Raw genomic sequence first — 22,861 nt, forward strand, 5'->3', positions numbered from 1 at the left:
CTCAAAACCCTGTTCTGTGTCTCCTGCACCATGCGTTGAGAACGCGGGCAGACGAATTTGGTTCCTGCCGCTCAAGCTGCCCGGCTGCTGGCCAGTGTCACCGCCTCGAAGGGCTTGAGGATGGGCCAGGCGGGCTGGGCGTGTTCGGGCAGGCGGGCGCGGTCGAACCCGGCGAGTACGCTGGCAGCCAGCGCGTCGGGCTTGCGGCGGATGCGGCCGATGAGCAAGCTGGAGACGGCGCAGCCCGAGGCGATCACCGCATCGTGGCCGGGCAGGAGGACCTGGTAGTAGGTGACCATTTCCGGCCCCTTGGCCCAGAAGGCCGAGACGTTGTTGACGAGATGCCGGGCGGGCACCAGCACCGCCTCGCGGCCGAACATGTACTCGACATCCGAGCCGCGCATCACCAGCTTCTGGTTGGGCGAGACGGCAATGTCGCGGGTCAGGCCGAAATAGCCGGCGCGCAGGCGGATCGGGTGGAAACTGCCCTTGGCGGGCACGGTGCGGCGGACGACCTGCAGCACCGGCACCTGTTCGCCCCGGTCGGTGATCACCACGTCGCCGCGGCGGATGCGGTGGACGGGGGTTTCGCCCATGCTGGTCAGGATCCGGGTCTGCGAGGTCAGGCCCGGCATCGGGCCCACCGGCTCGACCGCGTCGGAGACGGCGTGGAAGGTGACCTCGCGGTCGGTCTCGGACTGGCCGCGGCGGAGGGTGAGTTCGCGCAGGTCGTCGAGCACCATGGGCCGCGAGTTGGGCAGGTCGACGGAATGGGTGCTGTTGGGGTAGGGCCGCTCGATGCTCAGCCGGCCGGTGCGGCCGGGGGCATCCCAGCTGTAGCTCAGGCGCACCACGTCGGTGCGGTCGTTGTAGGGGCAGGGCAGGATGGCGGTGCGGGTGTCACCCTCCTGCGCCTCGATCAGCACGACGCTGCCGCCGGGCAGGGCCTGGAGCGAGAAGGTGCCGGACCAAGGGTGCGAGCGGCGGAAGGCCAGCAGGGTCTGGGGCCGGTTGTCGGGGGAGAGGCGGGTTTCGACCAGCAGGGTGCCGCGGGGCAAAAGGCTGTCGGGCGGAAGGCGTTCGCCGGTGTCGGGCGCGCCGCCGGCACCCTGAAGCGAGAACCATGCGGAGGTGCGATCGCTGACGCCGATCCAGGTCATGCCCGGGCCGCCGTGTCATCTGTCGGACGCTCGACATTCCTGCTCATGCCTGCCTGTCCCGCCTCTTGTTCGGTCGGGGCCGGACCCATGCGCGCGGGGGAAGACGGGCGGTGTGCCCGTATCCTGTGGGACAGGTTGTCGACTGTCCGCCCGGTTCGCGGCCTGTTGCGGCCGCCATGGTATGCCCTGCCTCGGGGTTTTTATTGGGGGTTGCGTATCAGATTTGTCCTTGATTGTTAAGCGTTATTCACGAGGGTGAAGAAACCGGCCAGAGCCTGTGGCCGAGACCCGACCCAGCCGAAAGGACCTTGCATGACCCAGCCCATCGACCCTGTCGCCCTGACCGCCGACCTGATCCGCTGCCCCTCGGTGACGCCCGAGGAGGGGGGCGCGCTGGCATTGCTGGAGGCGCGGCTGAGCGAGGCGGGGTTTGCCTGTGCGCGGGTTGACCGGAACGGGGTGGCGAACCTCTTCGCCCGCTGGGGCGAGAAGGGGGCGGCGAAGAGCTTTGGCTTCAACGGGCATACCGACGTGGTGCCGGTGGGGGACGAGGCGGCGTGGACCGTGGCGCCCTTCGGGGCGGAGGAGAAGGACGGGTTCCTGTGGGGGCGCGGGGCGACCGACATGAAATCGGGCGTGGCGGCCTTTGCCGCGGCCGCCATTGATTACGTGACGCAGACGCCGCCGGAGGGGGCCGTGATCCTGGCCATCACCGGCGACGAGGAGGGCGACGCGGTCGATGGCACGGTGGCGCTGCTCGACTGGATGGAGCGGGAGGGCGAGCGGATGGACGTCTGCCTTGTGGGCGAGCCGACCTGCCCCGACCGGATGGGCGACATGATCAAGATCGGGCGGCGCGGGTCGCTCTCGGCGTGGTTCACCATCACCGGGGTGCAGGGGCATTCGGCCTATCCGCACCGGGCGAAGAACCCGCTGCCGGCGATGGCGCGGCTGATGGACCGGCTGGCGAGCGAGGTGCTGGACGAGGGGACCGAGCATTTCGATCCCTCGACGCTGGCGGTGGTGACGATCGACACCGGGAACCCGGCGACGAATGTCATTCCGGCGCAGTGCCGGGCGACGGTGAACATCCGGTTCAACGATGCGCATGAGAGTTGGGGGCTGATCGACTGGATGCAGGGCGAGCTGGACCGGGTGGCCGACGCGTTCGGCGTGACCGGCGAGATGGAGGTGAAGGTGTCGGGCGAGAGCTTCATCACCCCGCCGGGGGCGTTGTCGGACATGGTGGCGCAGGCCGTGGAGGCCGAGACCGGCGTGGTGCCGGTGCTGTCGACCACGGGCGGGACATCGGATGCGCGGTTCGTCAAGGATCACTGTCCGGTGGTGGAGTTCGGCCTTGTGGGCCAGACGATGCACCAGGTGGACGAGCGGGTCGAGGTGGAGCAGATCCGGCAGTTGAAGGCGATCTATGGCCGGATCCTGCGGGAGTATTTCGGGTGACGCTGACGGTCGGGCCGACGGAGGATATCGCCGCCTGTGTGGCGCTGCGCCGGGCGGTGTTCATCGAGGAGCAGTCCGTTCCCGAGGACGTGGAGCAGGACGGGCGTGATGGCGAGGCGCATCACGTGCTGGCGGTGCTGGACGGGGTGCCGGTGGGGTGCGGGCGGATATTGGTCGACGGGGCGACGGGGAAGATCGGGCGGGTTTGCGTGCTTCGCGAACATCGCGGGCAGGGGATCGGGCTGGCGCTTGTCGGGGCCTGCCTGGAGGTGCTGCGCGGGGTGCCGGGGGTGACCCGGGCGGAGCTGGGGGCGCAGAGTTATGCGATCGGGCTTTACGAGCGATTAGGGTTTACGGCCTATGGCCCGGAATTCGCCGATGCCGGCGGGCAGCCGCACCGGATGATGGGCCGCAGCCTGTGAAGGCGCGGCGGCAGGTCGTGGTGATGCTGAAGGAGCCGCGGGCAGGGCGGGTGAAGACGCGGCTGGGCCGGGAGATCGGGATGGTCGAGGCGGCGTGGTGGTTCCGGCACCAGACGGCAAGGCTGTTGCGGCGGGTGGAAGACCCGCGCTGGCGGCTGGTGCTGGCGGTGGCGCCGGACCGGGGCGGGATGGCCAGCCGGGTTTGGCCCGCGCATTTGCCGCGGGTGGCGCAGGGGCGTGGCGACCTCGGGGACCGGATGGGGCGGCTGCTGAGGGCGATGCCGCCGGGGCCGGTCTGCATCATCGGGGGGGATATCCCGGGGGTGCGCAAGGCGCATTTGGCCAAGGCTTTCAGGATGTTGGGTGAACGTGACGCGGTCTTTGGACCGGCGGAGGACGGCGGGTTCTGGCTGGTCGGGATGAAGCGCGTGGCGCGGCCGCCGGCGGGGCTGTTTTGGGGGGTGCGGTGGTCGACGGGGGCGGCGCTGGAGGACAGCGTGGCGAGCCTTTCGGGGTGCCGCGTGGGGTTCTGCGACACGTTGCGGGATGTGGACCGGGCGGCGGATTTGGTCGGGTAGGGGGGTGATTTTCCAGCGGGGTGAGAGGTGGCTTTCACCCACCCTACGGGCCGATTTCCAACGTCGGTATTACGTCGGTATTACGTCGGTATTGCGTCGGTGCGGGGGGCCGGGCGGCGGGGTCAGGGATTGGGGTGGTTTTGCTTTGTCGCGGGTCCGGGCCGGGGACTCATGCGGGGCGAGGTCCCGGCTCGGGGCCGGGACGGGGTGTGGTTGTCTGGGGGCGAGGGGTTTGGTTTTGCCGCCGGTGCGGTTTGGGACGCGCCCGGAACAGGGCCGCGCCTTGGCGTGGCGCCGATGGCGGGACGGGACCGAAATCGGGGTATCGTTGCCGGTTGGCAGCGGTTCCTGATCTGCCCGCCCCGGGCCTGACCCGGGGCCTCTGGAGGGGCGAGGTTCCCGCTGGGGCGCCGGGGCGGAGGCAGTGTGAGGCGAAGTCCCGGCTCGGGGGCCGGGACGGGTGGGACAGGGCGCGCCGGGTGGGCTTGCGCCTTGCCGGTGTCCGTGCGACGTAACCGCGACCACAAGCGGAGTTGACGATGCGCGTGCGGCTTGCCGTTCTTTGCCTGGCCTACGTGCTGAGCCAGTTCTTCCGGGCCTTCCTGGCTGTTCTGAGCGAGCCGCTGGGCCGCGACCTGGGGGTGACGGCGGAGGATTTGTCCTTTGCCTCGGGCCTGTGGTTCTTCACGTTTGCCCTGATGCAGCTGCCGGTGGGCTGGGCGCTGGACCGGATCGGGCCGCGGCGGACGGCGTCGGTGCTGCTGGGGATCGGCGGCGGCGGGGGGGCGGCGCTGTTCGCGGTGGCGACGCAGGGCTGGCATATCGACGTGGCGATGGTGCTGATCGGGATCGGGTGTTCGCCGGTGCTGATGGCGTCCTATTACATCTTCGCCCGGCAGTTTCCGCCCGCGCGGTTCGCCACGCTGGCAGCGCTGATGCTGGGGGTGGGGTCGGTCGGCAACCTCGTGGCCTCCTACCCGATGGCCTTTGCGGCGGAGACGATGGGGTGGCGGGCGTCGCTGGCGGGGCTGGCCGGGGTTTCGCTGATCGTCTCGCTGGGGATCGGGGCATGGGTGCGCGACCCCGAGGCGCCCGAGGGCGAGGCGAAAGGGTCGCTGGCCGACCTGCTGCGGATGCCGGTGCTGTGGGCGATCATGCCGCTGATGTTCATTGCCTACGCCCCCTCGGCGGCCATCCGGGGGCTGTGGATGGGGCCGTACCTGGCGGATATCCACGGGCTGGATACCGGGCAGGTGGGGCAGGCGACGCTGGTGATGGGGATCGCGATGATCGCGGGCACGCTGGCCTATGGCCCGCTGGACCGGGTGTTCGGGAGCCGCAAGTGGGTCGTGTTCGGCGGCAACCTTTTGGCGGCCGGCTGCCTGTTCCTGCTGGCGGCGATGGCCGAGGGCGGCGTGGCCGCCGTGGTGGTGCTGTGCGCGGCGATCGGGTTTTTCGGCGCCTCCTTCCCGATGATCATCGCGCATTCGCGCGGCTTCTTTCCCCCGCACCTGGCGGGGCGGGGCGTGACGCTGATGAACATGTTCGGGATCGGCGGCGCGGGGGCGGCGCAGTTCGGCTCGGGGCCGCTTCATGCCGCGGTGACGGCGCAGGCCGGGGCCGGTGCGGCCTATGCGACGCTGTTCGCGGTTTTCGGTGCGGTCTTGATTCTCGGCCTGGTGATCTATCTGTTCAGCCGCGACTCGATGGACTGAGATATCCGCTTTCACTCGGGCCGCTGACACTGTATGGAAGCCGCCGTTGATCCATTCCGATCAGGAGTCTGAATTATGGGATACAAGGTCGTTGTCGCGGGTGCCACGGGCAACGTGGGCCGTGAAATGCTGAACATCCTGGCCGAGCGCCAGTTTCCGGTGGACGAGATCGCCGCGCTTGCGTCGCGCCGCTCTCTGGGCACCGAGGTGAGCTTTGGCGACAAGACCCTCAAGACCCAGGATCTCGACACGTTCGATTTCACCGGCTGGGATATCGCGCTGTTCGCCATCGGGTCGGACGCGACGAAGACCTATGCGCCCAAGGCCGCCAAGGCCGGCTGTGTAGTGATCGACAACTCGTCGCTCTACCGCTACGACCCGGACGTGCCGCTGGTGGTGCCGGAGTGCAACCCCGAGGCGGTCGAGGGCTATGCCAAGAAGAACATCATCGCGAACCCCAACTGTTCGACCGCGCAGATGGTGGTGGCGCTGAAGCCGATCCATGACCGCGCCAAGATCAAGCGCGTGGTGGTAAGCACCTACCAATCCGTCTCGGGCGCCGGGAAGGAAGGGATGGACGAGCTTTGGGACCAGACCAAGGACATCTACAACCCGACCCGCGAGATCGCGCCGAAGAAATTCCAGAAGCAGATCGCGTTCAACGTGATCCCGCATATCGACGTTTTCATGGAAGACGGCTCCACCAAGGAAGAGTGGAAGATGGTGGTCGAGACCAAGAAGATCGTCGACCCGTCGATCAAGGTGACCGCCACCTGTGTGCGGGTGCCGGTGCTGGTGGGTCACGCCGAGGCGGTGAACATCGAGACGGAAGAGTTCCTCGACGAGGACGAGGCGCGCGACATCCTGCGGGAGAGCCCGGGCATCATGGTCGTCGATAAGCGCGAGGACGGCGGCTATGTCACGCCGATCGAGTGCGTGGGCGATTACGCCACCTTCATCAGCCGCATCCGGCAGGACCCGACGATCGACAACGGGCTGAACCTGTGGTGCGTCAGTGACAACCTGCGCAAGGGCGCGGCGCTGAACGCGGTGCAGATTGCCGAGACGCTGGGCAACCGGGTGCTGAAGAAGGCGTGAGGGCCGACACAGCCAAGGATTATGGAAGGGCGCCTTCGGGCGCCCTTTTTCGTGGTGCCGGGTGGGTCGGGGGGCCGCCGCAGGTTCGATCCGAGCCGATCGGGACAAAAAATGCGTAAAGTTGCGCAGCCCCGCCAAGGAGCTTGTCTTGGGCCGCGTCTAACGGAGATAGTCGATACCAAACACTCAGGAGCTTTCCCCATGCAACGTCTCGCTTTTGCCCTTGCCCTGTTGCCCTCTGCCGTGCTGGCCGAGGATATCCCGCTGATCAGCGACGTCACCGGCGTCACGCTTTATCCCGACGGCGCGACCGTGACCCGCGAGGTGCCGTTCAGCGCGCCGGCCGGGTCGCACCAGTTGCTGCTGACCGACCTGCCGCGCAACACGCCGCTGGCCTCGGTCCGGGTGGCGGTCGAGGGGGCGCAGATGGGCAGTGTCAGCACCCGCAACGATTTCGTGCCGCCGCGGACGGAGGAGACCAATGCCGCCATCGAGGCCGCGGAGGACCGGGTCGAGCTTCTGGAAGAGGAGTTGCGGAACCGGCAGGCGGCGATCGAGTCGATCCGGCTGGAGGCGAAGGCGGCCGAGGCGCGGGTGGAGTTCCTCGAGTCGCTCGGCAAGGGCGAGGGGGTGGCGGCGCTGGATGTGGAGAAGCTGATGGCGCTGTCGGAGATGATCGGCAGCGAGACGCTGGCCGCGTTGCAGACGGCGCAGGGTGCCCGGCGCCGGGCCGAGGCGGCGGCGCGGGAGTTGACGGACCTGCAGGAGGATCTGAAGCGGGCACGGCAGGCGCTGGCCGCGCTGGTTCCGGAGCGGGAGGACCGCGCGATGCTGGCCGTGGCCGTTCGGTCGGATGCGCCGGCGGAGGGCACGCTGACGGTGACCTACAATATCTACGAGGCGGGGTGGCAACCGGTCTATGACCTGCGGCTGGAGCGGGAGAGCGGCGAGCTGGACATCGAGCGCGGCGCGCTGGTCTACCAGCAGACCGGCGAGAACTGGAACGACGTGGCGCTGACGCTGTCGACCACGCGGCCCTCGGGGCAGGTGGTACCGGGCGAGGTGTGGCCGTGGCTGCGGCGGATCTTCGACCCCGAGGCGCCGGTGCCGATGCCCAAGCCGCTGGTGCGGGCCGAGCCGCAGGCGGGCTATGCCGCCGACGAGGCAATGGAAGAGGCGGCGATGGCGCCGGCGCCGGTGCAGGCGATTGCGCAGTTCGACGGGCTGTCGGTGACCTACAGCTATCCCGAGACGGTGGATGTCGCCTCGGGCGCCGACAACCTGCGGATCACGCTGGGCACGCTGGAGACCGAGGCCGAGCTGGTGGCGCAGGCGGTGCCGCTGACCGATACGAACGCCTACCTGATGGCGGAGTTCACCAACGAGGCCGAGGAGCTGATCCTGCCGACGCACGAGGCGAGCTTCTACCTCGACGGGCGGTTTATCGGGACGCGGGCGCTTGAATTGATCCCCGCCGGCGGCGAGGCCGAGCTGTCCTTCGGGCCGATCGAGGGGCTGCGGCTGGAGCGCACGGTGCTGGGCCGGAACGAGGGGGATCGCGGCATGATCTCGCGCTCGACCGAGCTGACCGAGGAGGTGCGGATCGAGATCGAGAACCTGACCGGGGAAGCCTGGCCGATGCGGGTGCTGGACCGGGTGCCCTATTCGGAGCAGGAGGACCTCGAGATCGAGTGGAACGCCGCGCCGCATGCCTCGGAGATGGACGTGGACGGCAAGCGTGGCGTCCTGGCGTGGGATTTCGAGATCGCGGCGGGCGAGGAGAAGGAGATCACCCTGACGCATACGCTGGAATGGCCGGAGGGGATGGTTCTGCAGTGATCTGAGAGAGGGTTGTCGGTCACCAGCTTCCGAAGACGGTGTCGGGAGTTGGTGGCGATGGATGTGGGCCGGGTGGAGCTTTCAGCCGTTCGCCACATGTGCTCGATTTACGCTGCAACTGCGAAACCACGTGTAAGGAAGGGCGGAAAGCGTGAGTTCGCTGCGAGTGCAAAGTATTATGCAAGCTTATTGAAAGCGGACATTGCAGCACAGCCTTTAGACGTTTTCACCTATGATTGGATTGGTCGGGCGTCTTTGTCGCCGTCAATCCACAAAAGGAATACCTGCAAAGCGCATTACTGGTTAAATAAAGGCGATGTGTTCTGGTGCCGCGACAGCAAATGTGAAAGACGATGAACTTAAAGAGCTTGCAGTTGCCAATGCTCTTCAAAGTCGGGCAGTGACGCAAATGTTTTCGTACAAGATGCTTTCATTTCATCTGTGGAGATCAAGAGCAAAAATGATCTGCCATGAAGGTCTGAGACACTCTTAGCACGCGACAAGCCTTCGATCAGTGTCGAACGCACGGTCCAGGTGTCTACAGACTCACGATGAGCTATCCAACTTACTGGTGCATGTACATACTCAACTCGCGACTTTTTAAAGTGATCTAATGCGGATTTGGTAGATTTATAAAGTCCGAAAAAATCAGGATATTTTCGAGTGTCTATGATTGATACTGGCTTTTGGTTGGCAAGCAGATTTGAAAAACCGAAATAATCCATCTCGCTCATAGGTACAACGAACAAGTAATCGCGCTCGAATTCGTCAAACAGACTCAACTGCTTGGCGTTCTCAAAACTCCATTGTTCGCGTGACTGCGAAGCGTCCTCACCCTCAGATGCGTCGTGTACGAGCGTTAGGTTCGCTCTACGCATCTGACACCTCCCGACCCAATCTGCTCTCCAATGTCACGTACGAGACTTTATAGTTGTCTAACGGCCCGCCCCAAGCCGGCGATCCGCTTAGTCGCTTGCCTGTGATCTTATCTTTGTAGTCTCTGTCTTTCAAGAAAACTCGCCGGTACATACGGGGAGAGACACCTACGAAAGGCTTAAAAAGTACCTTTGGTGTCGTTTCTGATCGAGTGACATCGTCGCTCGGCAACCCAGCTTGCCCACGAGATTTCCTGCTCTCTACCGCAGAGGGGGCCACCCAATCGTCGGACTCTGTGGTGATTGCATCGGAGTGAAGCGCAGTCGCTCGACTCTTTGGGTACGGTTCAATGAACTGGACCTCATCGATGCCTGCCGCCACAATGTGGCGCGCACAGTAGTGACAAGGATAGGTTGTTACAAACAGTCTACAGCCTTTCGGTGATACCCCTGCTAGCGAAGCAGAGAGGATGGCATCCATTTCAGCATGCACAGCCCGGCTGAATTCAATCAAACCCCCCAGTCGCGTACCACGGATTTTCTTTAAAACGTCACCCCTCGTTGCTGACGAAGTCAGTTCAGGAAAAGCGTCTATCAGCTCCTCGATGATTTGATTTTGCTCGTTGTTACTGCTGCAGTACACGGTTTCTCTGAAAGCGCATCTATGATCACTGTGGTCCGACGGCTCAAAATCTTCCCCGTAAACTCCTCCACCTGCCTTAGGCGCTTCGTTCGTGCCTGTGGAGACAATAGTTCCCGATTGGTTAACGAGTGCTGCACCCACCTGTCTTGAAAGGCACGCGCTTCTCATTTGAGCGCTTCTCGCATGGTGCATAGCTGTTTCTGAGATGGTTGGCCTCACGATGCGGTCTTGCGCGACCAAGGATACGAACCGCTTCAATTGGTCATTCATCCCAGTGATGCTGAGATCGTCTTCCCCAGCGGCGGAGTTATCTACAAAGAAATCAGCTTCATGAAACGTGTCAGACACATGCTGTCCAAATTTTTCTGGTGCGTCTTCATCCCTGTCTAGGAAAAGGCGAACACTCTCCTTCGTCTCGGTGGAGCCCCACTCAGCGCGATCAAATAGGTTCTCTCGGATGCGTTTTTCGCGCACCACCGGGTCGCAAACGATCCCCACCAAGGCAAACGCGTCCTGGTACACTCGACGCAAGAGGTTCGCTTCCGCAGGGTGACGAAGCGAATCGATAATGTAAACGCGTTTGCGCCCGTCGGGTTCGACCCCGCCTTCCAGGGCACCCTCCACCTTCTGCATCCTCGCTCGTTCGCTAGTGATCTTCTTCAGAATGTATCGCGCGACTGCGGAATGATCTTCCGTCCCTCCAAGGTAATTTCCTTTTCTTAGGTCATCCCCTCGGTCTTGCATAATGGTAATGCTATCAAGGCTTTTCCTGGCTCCGCTTTCTGGAGCTTTCAAGCCAAAGCTCAACGCTGCATCGCGAATGAGCGAACTCGCTTTGATGATCACTGCCTCATAATGATAGTCATCTTCAAAGAAAGACTGGATACGTTTAGCAGCGGTTCCTGATCCAGCACCGGCAGGACCTACGATAGCGACAAAAAGTTCGTTGCTGTGGTGTTTTGCAAGTAGCGTCTGCCCAGACAGCCCATCTCCAGTTTCTACCAAGTTCGAAGCAGCACTTGTCTCAGCCATCTGAAATTCAACCTCAAATACAACTAGTCTTTTCTAATCCATTGTTAAGTCGTGCCTTTGTAGATTGCTATAGCGTTAAGGTAATGGGCAAAGGATAATTCTATCGCAAAGCACCGAACCTAGAAGACAGTTGGCCATGGTAGGTGCCGCGAATGACTGATAAGCGGGCTGCGGATGCAGCATGTCAAGATGCTTCCCGATGACCGGTATGGGCCGAGATCCCCACCGTGATACCAATTGCAAAGAGCCCCGAAAGGAAGACCGCCGGCAGCATTTCCCCTGTGCGCCCCCATCGCAGCGCCACGGTGAAGACAGCAAAACCCAAGGCCGATCCAAGCGCGGCGAGGCTGCCCCTCAGAACGACGCCCCCAGACTTGTCGGCAACCATGATCGCGATCCCGCCGACGGCGGCGGCAATCGCTATCCACGTTGCGGCGCGCACGGGCTCTCGGAGCACGATCCAGCCAAGCACTGCCGCCATGAACGGCGCTGTGGCGAAGAGCAACATGGCATTGGCAACTGAGGTAAGCTGGATCGCGTAGATCCCGCCGGAATAGGCCGCCACCAACGACAAGCCGGCAATGACGCCCGGAAAGCCCGCCCGGCGCACCTGGGCGAACGGACTTTCGCCCGAGCGAATGCGAATGACGATGTAGAGAAACAAAGACAGGCTGATCGACCTGTAGAGCAGGATCTGCCAGACAACGGCCTCCTCGATGAGGCGGATGCCGAGGCCGACAGTGGACCACAGCACGCCGGCCGCAAACACAAAGAACACGCCATGCTTGTGACTCTGCGCTACGGAAGCTGGAGGGGTTGCATCTGTCATTCGGTACCAATCCAGTACGTTCGTTTTTCAGTCTGTCGATGCAGAAGCTATCCCCACCCTCTCATCTGCGACCTGGACGACCTGAGTGCGCTGTTCCTGGCCTCAACCATCCGCAACCACCCGGTTTCCAGTTACTGCCATTAAAGCACGACAGCATGTCAATAGGTCCGTGGATGCAAGTCGGCTCACGATGGAACTGAATGCGCATTTCGCACCTCGCATGCGCCAGGCAATCTCTCACCCCCACCGACATAGCAAAGGGGAGCCGTGTTCCCACGGCTCCCCTTGCTGCTCTGATGCTCAAATCACGCGCCTCGATCAGGCGACCAGCGACAACCCCGCGCTCACGTCCCGGGGCTGCTCCCCGCTGTCGATGAACGGGATGATCGAGAAGGTCTTGCCGCCTCGCTGTTCTTCGTTCTGGACGGCGTTGACGCGCAGATCGCCATCGGGCGTGTTGATCAGGAGCGACAGGTAGTCGTTGCCCGTGCGACTGCTCCTGGCCATCCAGGCGGAGCCGACGCGGATTGCCTTGCCACGGGGCGAGCTGACCTCGATCCGGTAGTCGGGATGGGTCTCCTCGGTCTTGAACTCGTTCTCGATGAGCATGAATTCGAGGTCGAACATCATGTTGGCGATGTAGCCGGCAAAAGCGTTGTCGGCATCCATCGCGGTCAGCTCGCCCGAGATTGAGCCGGACTTCATGACGCCGTTCGAAACCAGCGGGATGATCTCGAACTCGCCGCTCTGCGCGGCACGCGCGTCCTGGGTTTGCACGGCATTGGCGCGGAACGGCCCGAGGCCGACATCGATCTGCATCGAGATATATGGATTGCCGCTGGAATTGCCGGTTTCGTTCCAGGCCGTGCCGATACGCACCTTGCGGCCCGACTTGTTCACCGCGGTCACGTCGAAGTCCGGGCTGCGCTCTGACATCTTTGGACGGGTTTCAAGCTGAATGGCGATATCGAATTGCGTCGAGTGGATTGTGCCCGAATATTGCGCGGCTGCGGTTTCGGCGTGGCGGGTCAGGGTTCCTGCGAACATGGGATGGTTCCTTTTGGGTTGGCCGGTGCCTGGCGGTCTTGCCAGCGCATCCGGGATTGCGTTTTCGACCCCTCATGGGACCACAAACCAGAAAGCCTGCTTTCCTTTCTTCCCGGCCTGTCGGTCAGCGCTGCCCGCCGGTGCGATCGTGTCGCCTCTCGGCCCGGAGCGACGCCCCTCCCCTGCCCGTCTGCCCTCAGATGGCGATACGGGTTTTCCGCGTCGTTACCTTCCGTCCCTGCGGCAAAAAACTCTGCCTCATTTCCATTCAACCGTTGCCCGCTCCGGTCAGTAAGACCGATGCTGCTGCCATTGGGCCAGTAGATGATCAGGAACTGGCCCAGGCGGTCCTTGTGCACACGGTAGCCGGTATTGGCCCAATGGACGGTTTGACCCGCATCGATGGCGGCCTTGATTTCATCGAGTGTCATGATCTCCCCCTTGCCTATTCTGCTGCCACTGAAGCGGCGTCTGGCAGCTGCCCCACGATCCGGGCCAGAATGCCCGCTGTGTCGACCCCGTCCCCATGCGGCAGAAACACCCGCAGCTGGAAAGCGATGATCTCGGTGAAGCAGCCGAGGGCCTTGAGGCCTTCGATCATGCCCCGATCCGCACCGCACAGTTCGAGGCGCATCTCGCCTGCGACGCGCCGACGTCTCAGGGTCAGCCCCCGGCCCAGGTCGACCGGCGCGGTGGTGCCCAGGGCTGCGGTCAGCATCTCCTGCGGCGTTCGCGGGTTGGAGACGAGGAACCGCGCGCGCAAAGCCGCCGCGCCTTCCTCGCTCAACGTGCGCCCGATCATGCTGGATCCGCCATCCGGCGTGACCCGGTAGATGCGTTCGTTCGTGGTCGGAATGTCCTTCCAGATCGGCAGCAGCAGCCCGGTCAGCAGGTAAAGCCTGGTCGTTGTGGTTTTTGGGAGGGCGGTGGCCTCGGCGTCCCAGACCCGAATGAACTCGTGCGGCCCGATCCCTTCCCAGGCGGAGGCCTCAAACCGGGACTCCTCGAGATAGCTCGAGCCGTTCGGCCGCACCGCCTTGCGCATCGACGTGACGATATCCTCGTCATACATCTGCATGGGGCGCGTCGAGATCAGCGCCACGCGGCCGGAGGCGCGGTTGATCATCATGGTCTTGTCCGGATTGCGCGACAGCGCCTCTTCCCCGGTCAGCACATGCACCGGGTCGGTCACCTCGAGGCCGACGATCCGCGTCACGGCACCGGATTTCGGACAGGTCCAGAGATCTTCGGTCGAGACTTGCTCGATCTTCTCGCCGCGCAGGGTTTCGACGCCGACATCGAGCGTGCCCGCCGCGCGCGCCCGTTCGGTCTGGTCGGAGATCCGCCTCATGAACTCCGCGAATAGCGCGTTCTGCATATGGATCGGCAGCGCCAGAACCCGGTTGAGGAAACGTTGAATCGGCGGAAGCTCTTCAAGCAGCACCCCGTCCTTGTCGATCAGGCGCAGCGCGATCCAGTCGGTGAAGCTCTCATAGCTCATCGCCTCGGCCCGCCCGGCGGCGAGATCGGCGAAATAGCCGCGCAGCGCCGCACGCGCGATCGGGCTTTCGAGATTGTCCTCCTCGCGGAACATGCCCTGCGAGCCGGTCTCGCGCTGGCCCTTGGTGAGCGCTCCCAGCTGATCGAGACGTTTGCTTATCGTGGACGTGAAGCGCTTCTCGCCATGCACGTCCGAAGTGCAGACCCGGAAAAAGGGCGCGCTGAGCTGGGCCGAGCGGTGCGTGCGGCCAAGCCCCTGGATCGCCCCATCGGCGCGCCAGCCAGGTTCCAGCAGGTAATGCCGCCGCCGCTTCTGGTTCTTCGCCGATCTCGAGGCATGATCGGAGCGGCCCGTCCCGCCTGCATCCGAGAAGATCAGGATGTCCTTCTCGCCATCCATGAAGGCCTGCGTCTCCGATGAATTGCTGCTGGCGCTGCGTTTCTCGATGAAGAGGTGGCCGTCCTCTGCCTTCAAGGGTCGGATGGAGCGCCCGGTCACTTCAGCCACGACCTCGTCTCCAAAGGTCCAAAGGATCTGGTCGAGCGCCGAGGGGATCGGCGCCAGTGTCATCAGTTCCATCATCGCCGCGTCGCGCAGGGCGAGCGCCTCGCGCGAGACAACCAGCGCGCCGGTCTCGTCGCGCAAGGGTTCTGCCACCGTGTTGCCGTCGATCTCCACGAGCGTTTGCGCGTGGATCGGGAAAGCCTGTTCGAGGTAGGCGAGAACGTAATCTCGGGGGGTCAGGGCGCCCGCGACCAGTTCGTCCTGCGGGTCCATCGCGTCGAGCCGGCGCTTCAGCAGGCTCTCCCCCGTCGAAACCACCTGGACAACACAGGCATAACCTTCGGCCAGATCGTCCTCGATGGCGCGGATCACGGTCGGGGCCTTCATGCCCATGAGAAGGTGGTTGAAGAAGCGCTGTTTCGTGCTCTCGAACCGGGACTTGGCCGAAGCGCGGGCGGCAGAGGCGTTGGTCTCGCCCGAGGCGTCGTTGACGCCGGTGGCGGTGAGGGCCGCCTCGAGATTGTGGTGGATGGTGCGTAATCGCGAGGACGCGATAATGCGAAGGTGTCCAGGATTCATTTGTGTTTTCCTTGGCTTCTGGATATCGGCGCGGCCTTTGCTGCGCATTATTTTGATTGCAAACCTCGGCGGCTTTCCAACCGTCTGAGGAGACACTCATGTTGAAGTTGCACGACGAGCTGATCGCCGAGCTCGCGAAATCGCTCACGGAGCAGAACTACAATCCGGTGGTCGTGACGAACCATCGGCTCTACGCCCGTCGGTTCCTGGACTACCTGGCCGAGCGCGACATGCCGGTGGCGATGGTGACGCCAGCGCAGGTCGATCAGTATTTTCTCCACGCAGTCCATTGCTTTCATGATCGCTACGGTCGGCCGCCCAGCTCGCGCTGGCACAGGCTACCAAATACGGCGATCGGCAGGTTGCTCCGGCTGGCCCAAGGCACATGGCCGCCAGAGGCTGAAATCGAACCCGTTAAGATGCTCCGGCACGCCATTTGCCATGATTACGAAACTTGGATGCGCGACGAGCGCGGGCTGGCAGATGAAACTATCGACGCGCGGCTCCGGGAGGCGCGGCGCTTTCTGGACTGGTATTTCGGCCGCAGTGGTGCCGACGGTCTCCGAAGCTTGGCCGTACGGGACATCGATCGCTACATGGACATGCGCGCGGTCGGACTGCGACGGATATCGCTCGCGGCATCTGCTGCGTGGCTTCGGTCCCTGCTGCGCTATCTCCACCTGTCGGGGCGGGTTCCGACCGATTTGAGCCCGCAGGTCATCGGCCCGATGCTCTATGCCTATGAGGATGTTCCTTCGATCCTGGACCGCAGCCAGATCGACATGGTTCTGAAGGCCACCGCCAGGGACAGATCGCCGAGGGGGCTGCGCGACCATGCTATTTTGCTGATGCTCGCCATCTACGGACTGCGAGAAGGCGAGATCTGCAGTCTCCGGCTCGAAGACATCGACTGGCACGCGGACTCGCTGCGCATCCGTCACACCAAGACCAATGCCTGTTCCTACATGCCGCTGCTGACGCCGGTCGGCGATGCGGTGCTCGACTATCTGCGCCTCGGGCGCCCGCAGGTCGAAAGCCGGGAGGTCTTCATCCGCTCCCTCGCACCCTATACCAGGATGAAGAACCTCTATGGCATGGTCGACGGGCGCCTGGCGGCCGCAGGCGTTGTGCCGGTGGGAAAGCGTGGCCCACATGTCTTCCGCCACGCGCGTGCGGTTGAACTGCTGCGGGCGTCGGTTCCGCAAAAAATCATCGGCGACGTGCTCGGGCACCGATCAACCGAGTCCACCAACGCCTATCTCAAACTTGCCACCGAAGATTTGCGGGCTGTAGCGCTCGACGTGCCCGGATCGGAGGTGCTGTCATGAGCGCCTGGCACGATCCCGATTTGCTTGCCGTCGAGGACTTTCTCCGCATCTCCCGGTTCGGACAGAGAAGCAGTTACACTTACCGGTGGATCCTTCGCAGCTTCGAGGATGTTGCGCGCCGGCACTCAGCAGTGGATCGCCAGATGCTCGAGGACTGGCTGGGGGACATGGCAACGCGGTGGAAATTGTCGACGCTGTTGAACCAGGTCTGCATCGTTGACCGCTTCCTCGACTATCTGGTCCAGAACGAGTTGATCCCCGGCAATCCCGTCGCCGAGCTTCGCAGGCAGCACAATATCAAGCAGAACAAGCCGATCTGGCGGGCTCTTGCCTCCCCCAATCCCGACGAGGCACTTGCCGCGTTGTGCCAGCCTGCGCCCTACGGCAGCGTTCTGGGCGACTTCATGCGTGACCATGTCGCGCTGATGCGAAACCGGGGATACCAGTATGAGACGCAGGCTCACTGGTTGCTGCGGTTTGACCGGTTCCTGCAGGCTCATCCGGAACTGGCGGACGAGCCGCTCGAGACGATGCTGTCCCATTGGGCAGCGGCCAAGTCCACCCGCAATCACGCGGCGGAATGCCAGAAGCTGGGGCGCATCCTGACCAAGGCGCGGCACCGGCTCGATCCGAACATTCCGCCGAAACGCTTCAACCCACGACCGGAACGAGAGGTGGCTCGGGAGCACCGGCAACCGCATATCTTCAGCCCGGCTGACATCCGGCACATGCTCGAAGTTGCCCGTTCCTATCCGTCGCCGCATGCCCCGCTGCGGCCGTGGACCCTCTACACCATGATCCTGCTTGCCTATTGCGCCGGGCTTCGACGTAGTGAGATTGCGCGGCTCGATTTGGGCGACGTCGACCTTCAATCCGGCACGATCACGGTCCGGGAAACGAAGTTCTACAAGACCAGGATCCTGCCTCAGTCGGACAGCGTCATGACCGAACTACGTGCCTATCTCGATGCGAGGCGGCGCGCAGGTGCTCCACAAGACAAGCAATCGGGGTTGTTTTGGCAGGGCCACTTCAAGGGCCACCATACTCCGGAGACGGTCACCACGATGATCACCAACGTCATGCGCCGCGCCGGATTCAAGCCACCCTCCGGACGGACGGGGCCACGTGTGCATGACCTGCGGCATTCGATGGTCGTGAACCGGATCCTTCAATGGTACCGGATCGGCATCAACCCGCAGGACCGCCTGCACTTCCTCTCGACCTATCTGGGTCACCGGGACATCAACTCGACGCTGGTCTACATCACCGTCACGCAGGATCTTCTGCAGGAAGCCAGCGAGCGGTTCCGCGCCGTCGGCGCCCCCTGTCTCAACGGGGAGGCGCTGTCATGAAAGCCACAAATCCCTTCCCCGAACTGTTGCGGGCCTTCTTCCAGGAATGGCTGGCGGAACAGCGTAGCGCCTCGATCCATACCATCAAGTCCTATCGGGACACCTGGCGGATGTTGCTCCGGTTCGTCGCGGAGCGAAACGGCGGCGGTGTCGCACGGATCACGCTGGCCGACGTCTCCGCCAGCGAGGTGCGCGCGTTCCTTACCCATGCCGAGCATGGTCGCAAGGGCACGATCGGCACGCGCAATTGTCGGCTTGCCGCGATCCGCAGCTTCTTCAGCTTCGTGGCGGACAAGGACCCTGAATATATCGCCCAATGCGCCGAGGTCCTCACGATCCCGCTCAAGCGAAAACCTACCGCCGCGCCCTGCTACCTTGAGCCAGGGGAGGTCGAGGCCATTCTCGCGCAGCCCGACCGGTCGACCATTGAAGGGATGCGAGACCATGTGCTGCTGTCGCTGCTCTATAATAGCGGTGCGCGCATCCAGGAGGCGCTCGATCTGTGTCCCGGCGCGATCCGTTTTGAAGCACCGTATTATGTGCGTCTTTACGGCAAGGGGCGAAAGGAACGCATCTGCCCGCTCTGGCCGGAAACCGTGGCTTTGATGAAGAAGCTGCTGGAGCGGCAGCCACGCGCGCCGGATGAGCGCATCTTCGTCAATCGCTACGGCGAGCCACTGGGAGCTTCGGGCGTGCGGTTCAAGCTGGCGGCCTACGTCGCGGCCGCGGCGAAAACGACGCCCTCGCTGCGTTTGAAACATGTGACGCCGCACAGCTTCCGGCACGCGACGGCCGTCCACCTCGTCGCGGCGGGCGTCGACATCACCGTCATCCGCAGCTGGCTGGGGCATGTCAGCCTCGACACGACCAACCACTACGCTCAGGCCAATCTCGAAACCAAGCGAAAGGCGCTCGAACAGGTCGGCGTTCCGGCAGAAGGAAATCGACCCGCGCGATGGAAACGTGACGCGGACCTGCTCGCCTGGCTCGATACTCTCTGACCCCAACCGAAGGAGAAATAATGTGAAGGACGCAGCCCCGATATCCCCGAAAAATAGCGATGGTGCCGCGTTCCTTCGCATTATCGCGTCCTCGCGATTACGTACGTTATGCGCAGCTGCGCATAAGGTGCGGAAGGCGCCTGCATAGGCGTCGTAGATCCTGGTCTGGGCCGGCGTGAGTGCGTGTTCGAGCACGTCATATTCCACCCCTTCGAAGCTGAGCGCGCGGGCGGTGTAGAGCCCGAGCGTCTTGAGATCGCGTGCCACGACCTCCATGGCCGCGACGCCGCCCGCTTCCATCGCCGAGACGAAGCTCTCGCGGCTCGGGAACGGGTAGTCCGGCCCCTGCCCCCAGAGACCCAAGCGCGCGGCATAGGCGAGGTTGTGCACACTGGTGGCGCCTGTCGCCGAGACGTAGAAGACCCGGGCTCGCGGGGCGGCGAGTTGCAGCCGAAGACCCGACAGGCCCTGCTGCGAGGGTTTGACGCCCCTGCCCTGCTCGGATCCCGCAGCATTCTGCATGGCATGGGCTTCGTCAAAGGCCAGCACGCCGTCGAAGTCCTCGCCCATCCAATCGAGGATCTGGCTCAGCCGCGTGGTGCCACATTTGCCCGCCGAGCGCAGCGTGGCGTAGGTGACAAAGAGGATGCCGTCGCCCATGGGGATGGGCTGATCCGGTTTCCACTTGGAGAGTGGCTGAATATCGGCGGGCGAGCCACCAAGGTCGGTCCAGTCGCGGATGGCATCTTCGATGAGCGTGGCCGATTTGGAGACCCAGAGCGCCTTGCGACGCCCGGCGAGCCAGTTCACCAGGATGAGCCCTGCGCATTCCCGTCCCTTCCCGCAGCCGGTCCCGTCGCCGAGGAAGTAGCCAAGGCGATAGGCGCGCGCGTCCGGATCCTCGTCCGCGCGCGTCAGCTTGGTCTGATCCTCATCGATGGTGAACCGCCCCGGCAGGTCGCGCCCATGGGCATCGTTCGCCATGATGATGGTCTCGAGCTGCGCCTCGGAGAGGTGCCCTTCTTCGACCAGCTTGGCGGGCAGGCGCAACTCTTCGGCGGGTGCGCTTGAGGGCGCGGGCGGCGCGACCGAGGCCATGGCGATGCTTTCCACGAGCGGTGTGGGGTGTTCCTGCGCTCCAGGGATCTCGATCCGCTGCGGGCGATACCTGGCGTAGATGTCCGAGACTGGCGTGTTGTCGCGCGGGGTCTCAAGACCCTTGTATGTGAGCGGGATGGCGGCATTGGTCCGCGGCTTGGACGCGGCGCGCGCCACAGCGGCCCGCTTGCGTCTGACAGGCCCAGGAACGCCCGTGGACGCATGCGAGGTCGTCGCAACCGCCTGGGACCGCCGCGACTTCGGCCGCGTCGCCGCCACGTCATCAACATGGGCCAGGGCCTCGTCCAGATCGCGCACGCGGGCGCGGATAAGCTCTGAACTTTCCTGCATCTTGTCGAAGACCATGAGCTGGGTCTCCACGGTGGTGCCGAGCTTGCGGTAAACCTGTCCTGGCATCGTCAATGCGAGGCGCGGGCTCAGGAGCCCGCAGGCGCGCGTCCAATGGGCAGCGTCACGCTCTGGGCAGAACCCCGGCGGCATGATCGCCACTAGCCGCCCGCCGGGTGCGAGGCGCTTGGTAGCCGCGATAAGATGCTTGGCCGAGATGTGCTTGTCCCGGGATCGATCGACCGAGGAGGCAAAGGGCGGGTTCATGACGACCACATCGGGCAGGATCTGGGTCTGCAGCAGATCGTCGATATGCTCGCCGTCATGGCCCGTCACCTCGCCACCGAAGAGGGCCCGCAGGAGGCGCTGGCGAAAGGGAGCGATTTCATTGAGCAGAAGCGTCGCACCGGCCCGGGCAGCGAATAGGGCCAGGGCACCGGTGCCAGCCGAGGGCTCCAGCACGGTCTCGCCCTTGCGGATCGCGGCCGCCCGCACGGTCAGAGCCGAAAAGGGCAGCGGCGTAGAAAACTGCTGGAGCCGGATCTGCTGCTCCGAGCGGCGGGTCTCCGTCAGGAGCCGCGAAGCAAGGAGTTTTGCAGCAGAGTAATCATCCTCACCGCTGTCGCCACGAAGCAGCGCCTGCACAGCCGCCGCCTGCATCATGTCATAGGCCATGCGCCAGTCCCACGCGCCACTGGCATCGCTGCCGAGGAACGTCGTGCGCATGATGCGCGCGAGCGCTGAACTGCGCAGGGGTTGGCTGTCGATCTCCGCGCCGATCTGCGCCAGTGCAGTGGCGAGATCAACGTCGGATTCGACAGGATTGGGGAGCGTTGAGCGGGGCTTGGCCATGGGGATTTTCCTTTGGATCAGGGTCTGAGTTCCAAAGGACAAAAAGCCCGCTTTCGCTTTTCAGGGTGACGAGGTCAGACAGCGCTGGCCACAGTTCTTATCCATGACGACCTCTGCCGCCAGAATCTCTTCGGGCAGAGTCATCCAGGCAAAATTACAGGCATGCGGATCTTAAGTGCGATCAGGGGCCCGCGCAGCGCTTGAATTGGCCCTGGCGCTTTGCATCAATCAAAGCCTGGGCAGCCTGCATCACTTGAAACTGTGATGTTCCCGCGCGTGCATCCTCGAGCGCGGCCTGTACCCTCGCGCGTAACCACGCGTCATACGAAGTCGCTTCAACGGCCACGGAAGTGTTCCTCGAGACCTTTGTCCAAAAGTTTGCCAAGGCCATCGGGCATGTCTGCAACGCGCACCGCAATTGGGAAAGGGCTCCGCTTCATCTGAGGTGCGCGTTGCTCATCGAGTCCGAGGTGCGGTCCTTCCTTTCCCGTTGGGTCCATTGCGCTTTCTCCGACCGTGTCGCGGGCCGATGCTACATCACCTTGCGTGGTGCCGTAAACGGCACTGCCGTAGGGGTCACAGCAAGCCTTCCATGGGCCACTTACCGCCCAGGCGCCGCTTCAAGGGACGTCTCGAAACGCTTGTCTGCCGCCGCGGCTTCTTTCAAAAGCGCGTCGAAATTGTCAGGAGGATTGCCATTGTCCAACATCCCTTTGAATGTCGCATAGGCATCCGTCTTGCTGCCGTAGGCGCGCAGGGTCTTGTCGTCGTTCACCCATGCCAACACGATGACCTTCGCGTCGCTATTGAACCGGTAGAACAACCGGTGTTGTTGGAAGAACTTCGCCCGGAACCAATGCTTACGGTGATCGCCGAGCGTACCGCCTTGCCGGAATGCCGAGGCACCCGGATCCGCCGGTATGGCCTCGGTCACCAGCTTGAAGATGGCGGCCAGCCGCTTCGTGCAGTTTTTCTTGCGCCAAGTCTTTGGGTCGCGCGTTCTACGCGCCTCGACCTCCTCGATCAGCCCTTCAAGCTGATCAAGAAAGAGCGGATGCGCATAGATCGACCATCCGTTTACGACGAGTGGCGCCTGGGCGGGCATAGTTAAGCCGGTCATTCATCCTCGAGCGAAAGCGGCGCATCGAGATCAACGTCAACGTCTCCGACCAGCGCCACAAGACGGTCATGCAAAGCCCCATCGAACGCCCGAATGCGGTCCGGATGCGCCTTGATATCGGCTTCGACGAAATCCAGAAACGCGCCGAGCGCAGGATCTTCCTCCTCTGTGCGCACGGGCTCAATATAGACCCTGCCACTCGGCTCCGTGCAGTAGCGGATCTGATCGCCCTTGCCCAGCTTCAGCTGCTTGCGCACACCCGCCGGCACGGTCGTCTGATACCGATCCGTGAGCTTCGATACATCTTGTGCGAGCGCTGTCATGGCAGTCTCCTGAACAAAAGGGGCCTTTGCTACTCGTGCTAGGTAATGCATTTGCATTGCCGTGTCAAGACAAGCCGCAGGATATGCCGTCGCCGGAGAGGTCGGTCAACCCTCCGGCGCAGCACCTATTCTCGCCCCGCCAGGAACTCGGCCAGC

Annotated in this window: 18 protein-coding genes and 3 pseudogenes; 10 read left to right on the top strand and 11 right to left on the bottom strand. The window is 63.6% G+C overall.

What is annotated here, in order from left to right; translation table 11 throughout:
- Positions 1-71: 71 nt before the first annotated feature.
- On the bottom strand, positions 72-1,160 hold the full coding sequence (locus ACO07J_RS16315; RefSeq protein ID WP_422030854.1) for a Hint domain-containing protein: 1,089 nt from the start codon (positions 1,158-1,160) through the stop codon (positions 72-74).
- A 312-nt stretch (positions 1,161-1,472) separates the two neighbouring features.
- Between ACO07J_RS16315 and dapE the strand changes: the two genes are divergently transcribed.
- From dapE to ACO07J_RS16350, 7 genes are all read left to right on the top strand, one after another.
- Complete coding sequence (dapE, locus tag ACO07J_RS16320; protein WP_422030856.1) at positions 1,473-2,621, top strand: succinyl-diaminopimelate desuccinylase; 1,149 nt, start codon at positions 1,473-1,475, stop codon at positions 2,619-2,621.
- Positions 2,618-3,043, top strand: a complete 426-nt coding sequence (locus tag ACO07J_RS16325; protein ID WP_422030858.1) for a GNAT family N-acetyltransferase — start codon at positions 2,618-2,620, stop codon at positions 3,041-3,043. Before dapE ends, ACO07J_RS16325 begins: the two co-directional genes overlap by 4 nt.
- A gap of 23 nt (positions 3,044-3,066) precedes the next feature.
- Positions 3,067-3,621, top strand: a complete 555-nt coding sequence (locus ACO07J_RS16330) for a TIGR04282 family arsenosugar biosynthesis glycosyltransferase (RefSeq protein WP_422030860.1) — start codon at positions 3,067-3,069, stop codon at positions 3,619-3,621.
- A 539-nt stretch (positions 3,622-4,160) separates the two neighbouring features.
- Entirely contained in the window at positions 4,161-5,336 is a 1,176-nt protein-coding gene (locus ACO07J_RS16335; protein ID WP_422030862.1) for an MFS transporter, read from the top strand.
- A 75-nt stretch (positions 5,337-5,411) separates the two neighbouring features.
- On the top strand, positions 5,412-6,434 hold the full coding sequence (locus ACO07J_RS16340) for an aspartate-semialdehyde dehydrogenase (protein WP_422030864.1): 1,023 nt from the start codon (positions 5,412-5,414) through the stop codon (positions 6,432-6,434).
- A gap of 201 nt (positions 6,435-6,635) precedes the next feature.
- The gene (locus tag ACO07J_RS16345; RefSeq protein WP_422030866.1) at positions 6,636-8,273 is read left to right on the top strand and encodes a mucoidy inhibitor MuiA family protein; all 1,638 of its coding nucleotides are present in this window, start codon (positions 6,636-6,638) and stop codon (positions 8,271-8,273) included.
- A 96-nt stretch (positions 8,274-8,369) separates the two neighbouring features.
- The gene (locus ACO07J_RS16350; RefSeq protein WP_422030909.1) at positions 8,370-8,630 is read left to right on the top strand and encodes a DUF6527 family protein; all 261 of its coding nucleotides are present in this window, start codon (positions 8,370-8,372) and stop codon (positions 8,628-8,630) included.
- A gap of 2 nt (positions 8,631-8,632) precedes the next feature.
- Here the strand turns inward: ACO07J_RS16350 and ACO07J_RS16355 are convergent, their stop codons facing one another.
- The 6 genes and pseudogenes from ACO07J_RS16355 to ACO07J_RS16380 all read right to left on the bottom strand — a co-directional run.
- Positions 8,633-9,151, bottom strand: coding sequence for a hypothetical protein (locus tag ACO07J_RS16355; RefSeq protein ID WP_422030868.1), 519 nt, complete (start codon positions 9,149-9,151; stop codon positions 8,633-8,635).
- The gene (locus ACO07J_RS16360) at positions 9,144-10,823 is read right to left on the bottom strand and encodes an anti-phage dCTP deaminase (protein ID WP_422030870.1); all 1,680 of its coding nucleotides are present in this window, start codon (positions 10,821-10,823) and stop codon (positions 9,144-9,146) included. The genes ACO07J_RS16355 and ACO07J_RS16360 overlap by 8 nt, the downstream gene beginning before the upstream one ends.
- A gap of 184 nt (positions 10,824-11,007) precedes the next feature.
- Positions 11,008-11,652, bottom strand: coding sequence for an EamA family transporter (locus ACO07J_RS16365; protein ID WP_422030872.1), 645 nt, complete (start codon positions 11,650-11,652; stop codon positions 11,008-11,010).
- A 318-nt stretch (positions 11,653-11,970) separates the two neighbouring features.
- Positions 11,971-12,699 carry a DUF736 family protein gene (locus tag ACO07J_RS16370; RefSeq protein WP_422030874.1) on the bottom strand — a complete coding sequence of 243 codons (729 nt, stop codon included), beginning with the start codon at positions 12,697-12,699 and terminating at the stop codon, positions 11,971-11,973.
- Positions 12,700-12,848: 149 nt separating this feature from the next.
- Positions 12,849-13,130, bottom strand: a pseudogene (locus ACO07J_RS16375) (hypothetical protein); the annotation flags it as partial.
- Positions 13,131-13,144: 14 nt separating this feature from the next.
- A pseudogene (locus ACO07J_RS16380) lies at positions 13,145-15,253 on the bottom strand (strawberry notch C-terminal domain-containing protein); the annotation flags it as partial.
- Between the two features lie 128 nt (positions 15,254-15,381).
- Here ACO07J_RS16380 and ACO07J_RS16385 point away from each other — a divergent pair.
- Genes ACO07J_RS16385 through ACO07J_RS16395 form a run of 3 tightly spaced genes read left to right on the top strand, consistent with a single transcriptional unit; the run spans position 15,382 to position 18,964 of the window.
- Entirely contained in the window at positions 15,382-16,611 is a 1,230-nt protein-coding gene (locus ACO07J_RS16385) for a site-specific integrase (protein WP_007803583.1), read from the top strand.
- Positions 16,608-17,963, top strand: a complete 1,356-nt coding sequence (locus tag ACO07J_RS16390; protein WP_007803294.1) for a tyrosine-type recombinase/integrase — start codon at positions 16,608-16,610, stop codon at positions 17,961-17,963. The genes ACO07J_RS16385 and ACO07J_RS16390 overlap by 4 nt, the downstream gene beginning before the upstream one ends.
- Positions 17,960-18,964 (top strand): tyrosine-type recombinase/integrase, encoded by a 1,005-nt coding sequence (locus ACO07J_RS16395; protein WP_007803296.1) that lies wholly within the window; start codon positions 17,960-17,962, stop codon positions 18,962-18,964. The genes ACO07J_RS16390 and ACO07J_RS16395 overlap by 4 nt, the downstream gene beginning before the upstream one ends.
- A 123-nt stretch (positions 18,965-19,087) precedes the next feature.
- On the opposite strand, the pseudogene ACO07J_RS16400 reads toward ACO07J_RS16395, so the two are convergent.
- From ACO07J_RS16400 to ACO07J_RS16415, 4 genes and pseudogenes are all read right to left on the bottom strand, one after another.
- Positions 19,088-21,262: pseudogene (locus tag ACO07J_RS16400) on the bottom strand (strawberry notch-like NTP hydrolase domain-containing protein); the annotation flags it as partial.
- Between the two features lie 181 nt (positions 21,263-21,443).
- Positions 21,444-21,653, bottom strand: coding sequence for a StaA (locus tag ACO07J_RS16405; RefSeq protein WP_422030877.1), 210 nt, complete (start codon positions 21,651-21,653; stop codon positions 21,444-21,446).
- A gap of 210 nt (positions 21,654-21,863) precedes the next feature.
- Complete coding sequence (locus ACO07J_RS16410) at positions 21,864-22,382, bottom strand: type II toxin-antitoxin system YhaV family toxin (RefSeq protein ID WP_422030879.1); 519 nt, start codon at positions 22,380-22,382, stop codon at positions 21,864-21,866.
- A complete protein-coding gene (locus ACO07J_RS16415) occupies positions 22,379-22,705 on the bottom strand; it encodes a type II toxin-antitoxin system PrlF family antitoxin (protein WP_422030881.1) in 327 nt (108 codons plus the stop codon). Before ACO07J_RS16415 ends, ACO07J_RS16410 begins: the two co-directional genes overlap by 4 nt.
- Positions 22,706-22,861: the final 156 nt, after the last annotated feature.

Origin of the sequence: Roseovarius sp., assembly GCF_965228755.1 — a bacterium.
Lineage (GTDB): Bacteria > Pseudomonadota > Alphaproteobacteria > Rhodobacterales > Rhodobacteraceae > Roseovarius.